The organism is Amycolatopsis sp. NPDC059027, assembly GCF_042739735.1.
In the GTDB taxonomy this organism is placed as follows: domain Bacteria; phylum Actinomycetota; class Actinomycetes; order Mycobacteriales; family Pseudonocardiaceae; genus Amycolatopsis.
Genome location: NZ_JBHYIK010000015.1, coordinates 81305 through 87953 on the forward strand (window position 1 = coordinate 81305; position 6649 = coordinate 87953).

The 6649-nt window shown below is 71.4% G+C and carries 7 protein-coding genes; all 7 read right to left on the reverse strand.

Features of this window, described 5'->3' with window-relative positions; all coding sequences use genetic code 11:
• Positions 1-89: 89 nt before the first annotated feature.
• The 7 genes from ACFWY9_RS12985 to ACFWY9_RS13015 all read right to left on the reverse strand — a co-directional run bounded on the left by ACFWY9_RS12985 (position 90) and on the right by ACFWY9_RS13015 (position 6610).
• Complete coding sequence (locus ACFWY9_RS12985) at positions 90-1541, reverse strand: hypothetical protein (protein ID WP_378338941.1); 1452 nt, start codon at positions 1539-1541, stop codon at positions 90-92.
• A gap of 21 nt (positions 1542-1562) precedes the next feature.
• Positions 1563-2120 (reverse strand): hypothetical protein, encoded by a 558-nt coding sequence (locus ACFWY9_RS12990; protein ID WP_378326152.1) that lies wholly within the window; start codon positions 2118-2120, stop codon positions 1563-1565.
• A 3-nt stretch (positions 2121-2123) separates the two neighbouring features.
• Positions 2124-2432, reverse strand: coding sequence for a WXG100 family type VII secretion target (locus ACFWY9_RS12995; protein WP_378326153.1), 309 nt, complete (start codon positions 2430-2432; stop codon positions 2124-2126).
• 36 nt (positions 2433-2468) lie between these two features.
• Positions 2469-2786 (reverse strand): WXG100 family type VII secretion target, encoded by a 318-nt coding sequence (locus tag ACFWY9_RS13000; protein WP_378326154.1) that lies wholly within the window; start codon positions 2784-2786, stop codon positions 2469-2471.
• A 180-nt stretch (positions 2787-2966) separates the two neighbouring features.
• Positions 2967-3635, reverse strand: a complete 669-nt coding sequence (locus ACFWY9_RS13005) for a hemerythrin domain-containing protein (RefSeq protein ID WP_378326155.1) — start codon at positions 3633-3635, stop codon at positions 2967-2969.
• Positions 3636-3640: 5 nt separating this feature from the next.
• Positions 3641-6307, reverse strand: coding sequence for a BTAD domain-containing putative transcriptional regulator (locus ACFWY9_RS13010; protein WP_378338942.1), 2667 nt, complete (start codon positions 6305-6307; stop codon positions 3641-3643).
• 21 nt (positions 6308-6328) lie between these two features.
• Positions 6329-6610, reverse strand: coding sequence for a hypothetical protein (locus ACFWY9_RS13015; RefSeq protein ID WP_378338943.1), 282 nt, complete (start codon positions 6608-6610; stop codon positions 6329-6331).
• Positions 6611-6649: the final 39 nt, after the last annotated feature.

The following is a 6649-nucleotide window of genomic DNA, read 5'->3' on the forward strand; positions in this document are numbered from 1 at the left end:
GCGGTCCGGCGCGGAGCCATGGGCCCGCCGGACCGGTCCCCGCGGCGGGTGCGGGGCCGGGGGAACGGCGGGTTACTCAACGGTCGGCGCTAGCCGGGCCGTCCGATCACGCCCGGTGGGGCGTCCGGGTTGGCGCCCCACACGTCCTCGTCCTCCACCAGCCAGGTGGTCCGTTCCCGTTCCCGTTCGCCCTGACCGGCCGCGCCCGGCGCACCGGCACCCATCGGCATCCCGCCGACGCCGGAGCCACCCTTACCGGTACCGGCCCCCGTCATCCCGCCCTGACCGGCAGCACCGGCACCGGAAGCTCCGACGCCGTAAGGCTTGACACCACCGCCGCTCAGCGACGCGCCTCCGGCGCCGTACGGTTTGACGCCACCGGCGCCACCGCGCGGCATGGCACCGCCACCGGGATAGGGCGACAGGCCACCGCCCGGCGGCTTGCCCCCGGGGTTCGGGCCGAGCCCGCCACCCGGTTTCCCGCCCGCGTAAGGCGTCAGACCGCCCGGCAGCCCGCCGGAATAGGGCACCAGGCCGGCGCCGCCGGGGACGGGCCCGCCGCCACCGGGGACGTATGGCGTGAGACCGGCACCGGGAGGTGTGGTCACTCCGCCGCCGGGATAGGTGGCCGGGGCCGCACCGGCGAGGCCGGTGCCCGGGTCGTACGGATCCGGTTTGAGCCCGAGGTCACCGGGACTCAGCGGGGCGGGCACGCCACCGGGATACGGACCGGGACCGCCGGAACCGGTGGCGCCCGGATACGGGATCGGCCCGCCCGAGCCGTCACCACCTGGGAACGGGCTCGGCTCGCCACCGGGCCCGGCACCGCCGAAACCGGGGAAGTTCTGTGGGCTCCCGCCACCACCCGGCGGCGGAAACTGGGGCGGGGTGATCCCGTCGGGGCCGCCTCCCGGCGGGGGCTTGATCTCGTCGGGGGACTTCGGCACCGGGGCGTCGAAGTCCCGGACCTTGACCGAGTACTCCCCAGCCAGGTCCTTGATCACCTTCCGCATGTCCTGGTCGAGCATCTTGACGACCTCGGGCTTCGCGGAAACCTGGATCAGCCCGTTTTCCATCTTCGGCGCACCGAGCTTGACCGCCTGATCGGCGTACCAGCTGTCGATCGCTTCGAGCTGGTACTGCGCGGCGTTCAGCTTGTTACCGGCATCCACAATGGACCGGGGCAGCGAAGCGGTTCCACCGAACGGGGGCTTGTTCACCCGCTCGACGTGGGCGCCGAAGACCTTGCCGTAGTAGTCCATGGCATTGCGGAAGCCCTCCGCGGCAGGGCCCTTCCACGGGCCGTCCGGGCCCGCGATGGCCTTCGCATGCACCTGCACGGTGTCCCGGCACAGCTCGAACACCCGTGCCAGCTTGGCGAACTTGTTCCCCGCGTCGAAGAAGGACTGGGGATTGGCGTTCGCCGTCCTGGCCGCCTCGCCACCGTGTTCCTCGGAACCGCCGTTGACCGCCGCCTTGATCTGTTTCCATGTCCAGGAGCCGTAATCGTCCCCGGTGGGAACGTCCTTCGACTGCACCATTTTCTCGCGCCAATCTCGTTTCTAGGCCCCGCCGGCGGGAGCGCCGCCCCCGCCGGGCATCCCTCGCCCGAACGCCTGCATCAGCTGGGCGACGTCCCCGGCGCCCTTCGAGTTGAGCTCCTCGGTCGTCTTGTACTTGGTGGCCAGCTCGTTGATGCCGGAAACGAGCTTCTCGAAGGCGGTGCCCATTCTGGTCAGCGTGGTGACGTATTCCTTCTTCAGCCCGCCTTCACCATCGGACCCCACGGCCACCGCCCTGATTTTGTGGCCATGCTGGAAATTGCCCGCCTTGATGTCGATCGACTGGATGTCCTTCAGTGCTTCCTTGATCGTGGGCAGGAGCTGTTCGATGGCCCGGCCGAAATGCTTGAGCGCCATGTCGTCCACCGAGACCTGGCCCTTGCCGCCCTCGGACTTGTACACCGGCGGGACGGGCAGCGGTCCGCCGTCCTCCGGCTGGTGATCCGCGGGCCGGTCGCCGAAACCGTTGTACTGACCGGCCTTCGCGAACTCGTCCTTGGCCTTGTTCGCCGCGGCGTTGCGGTTGGCTTCGGCCATGGCGATGCCTTCAACGGTCACGGCCTATTTCCTCCCGACGCCGAGGCTGTTCCACATGTCCGAGCCCTGGTTTTCGGCCTTGCCGTAGCTCGTCATGATCTCGGCGAGTGCCTGGCGGGCCTGCGCGAGCAGGACGGGCATCTGCGCCGCGGAGGCGTCCCACTTCGCCTTGCACTGCTGGTAAGAGGCCTTCGCCTCGCTCTGCCATTCGGCAAGGCTCTTCTCGGTGTTGCTCTCCAGCGTGCCGAGCATGGTCTTGATCTGCTTGTCGACGCCCTCCATCTGCTCGAGGACACCCTGCACGCGGCCGAAGTCGATGGTGTACTGCGCCATGTCGATGGTTCTCCCTGTTCGGTGCTCGATGTCTGACTACAGGCCGGGCAGGCCGGGCATCGCGCTGCCCGCCATGTCGACCGCGCTCTGCTCGGTCTTGACATAGGACTTCGTGTTGCCGTGCAAGGCTTCCAGCATCGTGCCGAGCTGCTTGACGATGTTCTGGTACTCGTGGCACCAGGCGTTCATCGAGCTCTTGAACCGGACGGAGGCGTCGCCGGTCCACGCCACGTTCAGCTGCTGGATGTTGTTCTGCATGGTGTTCTGCGTGGTGTTGGACGTGCTCAACGCGGCCTCGAACTCACCGGCCGCCTTCTGCATCGCCGGTGTGGAAACCGAAGTGGGTGACGTCATGGTGTTCCCCTCTCCGCGAGATCCCGGATTCCCGGGAATCGCACAAGTTCTTGTCGACGTAGGGCGAGACGCCGAATCTGCCGATCAGGATGGCGCAGCGCGGTAAGCGGCCGGTCAACGTCGGATCAACGGCCTCGTACCAGCGCTCCACCGAATTCCGCAAAGGCCGGGCGGCGGAGATCAGCGGGCGTGGCCGAAGACCTGCGTCTCACCGGCGGTGTAGGCCGCCAGGAGCGGTTCGACGACCGGGGCGGGCGGCAGCAGACGGCGCTCGTCGGCGGTGGCGTACCGCCACAGCCATGGCTGCATCCAGGAGACGAGTCCGGGCGGGGTGGACTTGCGGATCTCGGCTTCGGCCGAGGCGTACCGCGCGGCACTCACGTGGCGCAGGATGACCGGGAACAGGTGCTGTTCCTCGGCGTCGATGTGCTCGATGAGCAGGTCGCGCTGTTCGACCAGCAGCGCTGCGAGCCGTGGCGCGTGGCGGACCGGGTTCTCCGCGAAATGCGCGGCGGTGACGTCGGCGGCGTCCTGGAGCCGGTCGAGCACCTCGTGTTCGCCGATGTACGGGACGAGGTCGACGGCCCGGCCCGCCGCCGCGGCGATCACGGGCCAGAGCCGGTCGTCCTCGTTGCGGTGATGGTGGCGCACGGCGGCGTTGTACTGGTGGATGTAAGTGGTGACGGCGCCGGCGCGGGTGAGCGGCATCGCCCTCGCGTCGGCGCCGGACAGCAGGGCGGCCAAGCGCGCGATGTCGCCGAGGATGGCGCGATGGCTCAGGCGGATGCCGGTGAGGTCGGGCAGCGCGGACGTCGTGTCCGTCGTCGTCGGGGCGGAGCTGTTGGTCATGCCGCTCACCGTGCGTGGCGGTGCTCAACGCGAGATTGACGGCCGATCAACAGTGCGCCCCGGCCCGGGTCCGGGCTGTGCAGAAGCGTGCCCAGGCGCTGCAGACCGTCCACAGTGGTCAGATTCTCCCCGGTGGCGTCCGCGGCGCGCATGACCGGCGTCATGATCGTCACGTCGGGCTCCCGGGAGCTGAGCGCCGTGTACAGGCGCGCGACGTACCGGGCGACGGCGGCCGGGCTGTCCGGATTCTCGTCGTCACCCGCGAACCGCGCGGCCTTGTGCATGGCGCGCTCGGCCTCCTCGGGCCGGTCCGTCGCCCACAGCACCAGGGCCAGCAGATTGCCCGCCATATGGCGGCGCTGCGTGTCGTCCGCCTCGTCGGCGCAGGCGAGCGCCAGGCGCAGATCGGCCTCCGCCAGGTCGTGCCGCGCCGCGAGGAAGGCGAGCCAGGCGCGGATGTGCAGCGCCCTGGCCCGGTACTCCGGATCCCGCAGCGTCCGGGCTCGTTCGGCGGCGTCGCCCGCGATCCTGCTGATCTCCAGGTAGTGGGTCAGGCCCATGAAGTGCCCGCTGACGCCGACGACGCCGAGCAACTCGACGGCCGTGCGCAGCGCCTCCGTCCCGCACGGCAGCAGCTGTTCCATCGTGGCGGTCAGCAGTGCGTGCTCGGCACCGAACCACGCCCGTACCTCCGCGGTGCCCGCGAAAGCCACGCCCGCGTGCCGCACCGGGCGCAGCCACGCACGCGGCGGCTCTCCGGGTACGACGGTGCGCGAAGCGCGCAACACGGTGGCGATCAGCATCTCCGCGACGCGCACGAGTGCCGCCTCCCGCTCCACGAGACTCTCCGTCTGCTCGGCGCGGTGGCGCGCGTACAAGCGCAGCAAATCGTGGAAACGATAACGCCCCGGTGCGTGCGACTCGAGCATCGCGGCGTCCACCAGCGTCTCGGCGAGGGTCTCCGCGGTGCGTTCGTCCGTGTCCAGCAAGGCGGCCGCGACCGGTAGCGGGACGTCCGGCGCGTCGGAGAGGGCGAGCAACCTGAACGCGCGGGCGGCATCGGGACTCAGTGCCTCGTAGGCGAGGCGGAAAGCCGGCTCGACAGCCAGATCGCCGACGCGGAGTTCGTCGAGCCGGGCGCGTTCGTCGCGCAGCCGCTGGTCGAGCGAGGCGATGCTGCGGCCGGGGCGGCCGGCGAGCCGGGACGCCGCGATCCGCACCGCGAGCGGGAGCCGCCCGCAGGCCGCCACCAGGGAACGCGCGGCCACCGGTTCGGCGTCCACGCGTTCGGCGCCGACGATCGCGGCGAGCAGCGCCAGCGCCTCGGACTCGGGTGGCAGGCCGAGATCGAAGCAGCGCGCGCCCGGGAGTGCCAGATCGCGGGCACGGCTGGTCACCAGGACGGCGCAGCCCGCGGTGCCCGGCAGCAGCGGGCGGATCTGCTCGGCGTCCCGCGCGTTGTCGAGGACGAGCAGCACCCGCCGATCCGCGAGAAGACTGCGGTAGAGCGCCGCCCGCCCCGCGAGGCCGAGCGGGATCCGGTCGGCCGGTGTGCCCAGTGCCGTCAGGAGGTCCACGAGCACGCTGGCCGGTTCGGCGGGTGTGCTGCCCGTCCGCAGATCCACGTGGAGCCGCCCGTCGGGGAACGCTCCGCCCAGCGCGTGCGCGACGTGGATGGCGACGGTGGTCTTGCCCACGCCCGCGGTGCCACTGATGGTGCACATCGTGACCGCGTGACCCTCGCCCGCGCTGCCCTCGGCCAGGACACCGCGGATCGCGCCGACCGTCGCGGCACGGCCGGTGAAGTCGGCGATGTCGGCGGGAAGCTGCTGGAGAAGCGGCCGGACAAGGGGCACGGCCGACGGTGTGGCCATCCCGCCGCCGACCTCGGTGTCCACTGTGGACGTCAAGAGTTCCGGGTCGGCGGCGAGGATCCGCCGCTGCAGCTCGGCGAGCGCGGCCGAGGGCTCGACCCCGAGTTCGGTACGCAGAGCCTGTCGCGCGGCACGGTGGACCGCCAGCGCCTCGGCCTGGCGCCCGCAGCGGTAGAGGGCGAGCATGAGCAGTTCGCTCAGGCGCTCGCGCAGCGGGAACTCCGCGACCATGGCCCGCAGTTCCGGCACCGACTGGGCGTGCCTCCCCAGTTCGAGCGCGTAGCCGAGCAGGGCCTCGCGCACGGTGGTGCGCATTTCCTCCAAGCGGTCTCGTTCGCGCTGTGCCCAGGGGCCGGGTACCCCGGCGAGCGCGCCGCCGCGCCACCGCGCCAGCGCACCGGCCAGCCGGTCGTGCACCGCGCGGACACCGCCGCTCCTGTCGGCCGCCTCCCGTTCGAACAGGACGGAGTCGACCTCGATGTCCCCGGCCCGCAGCGCGTACCCGCCCGGCACCGAGGGCAGCACGTCCCCGCTTTCCCCCGCGCACCGGCCCGGTTCGAGTACGGTCCGGAGCCGGGAAATGTAGGTCAGGACCGTGCGGTGGCCGGTCCGCGGCGGTTCGTCGCCCCACAGACCGTCGACCAGCTCGGCCATCGAGACGGCCCGGCCCTCGCGCAGCAACAACATCGCGAGAACGGCGTGCTGCTGCGGGGAACCCACGTTGAGCGGCTCATCGCCTGCTCGGGCGCTCACCGGCCCGAGCAGGTGAAAACGAAGCCTGTCTTCTCGTTCGAACACCTGAAGTCCCTCCCCCGAAACTCAGCGCGCCGACACCACGACAGCCGGTTCGCGGTCCGGGCGTAAGGCTTCGGGCACCCCGAGCCGGAGCAGGTTCGCCACCTGGTGGCACTTCGCCCACGCTTCCTCCGGCCGATCGCCGATCGCGCCGGTGAGTTCGAGCGCCAGCTCGCGGGTGGGCAGCGCCCCGCGGCCGTGGCCCGTGCGGTGCGCCAGTGCCCAGCAGAGGAGGTCTCGCAGCGCGACCTCCTCCGCCGGGGGGGGGGGGGGCGCGGCCGCGCGGGCCCGCCCCCCCCCCCACACACGCGCGCGCGGGGGGGGCGGCCCCCGCCCGCCCGATCA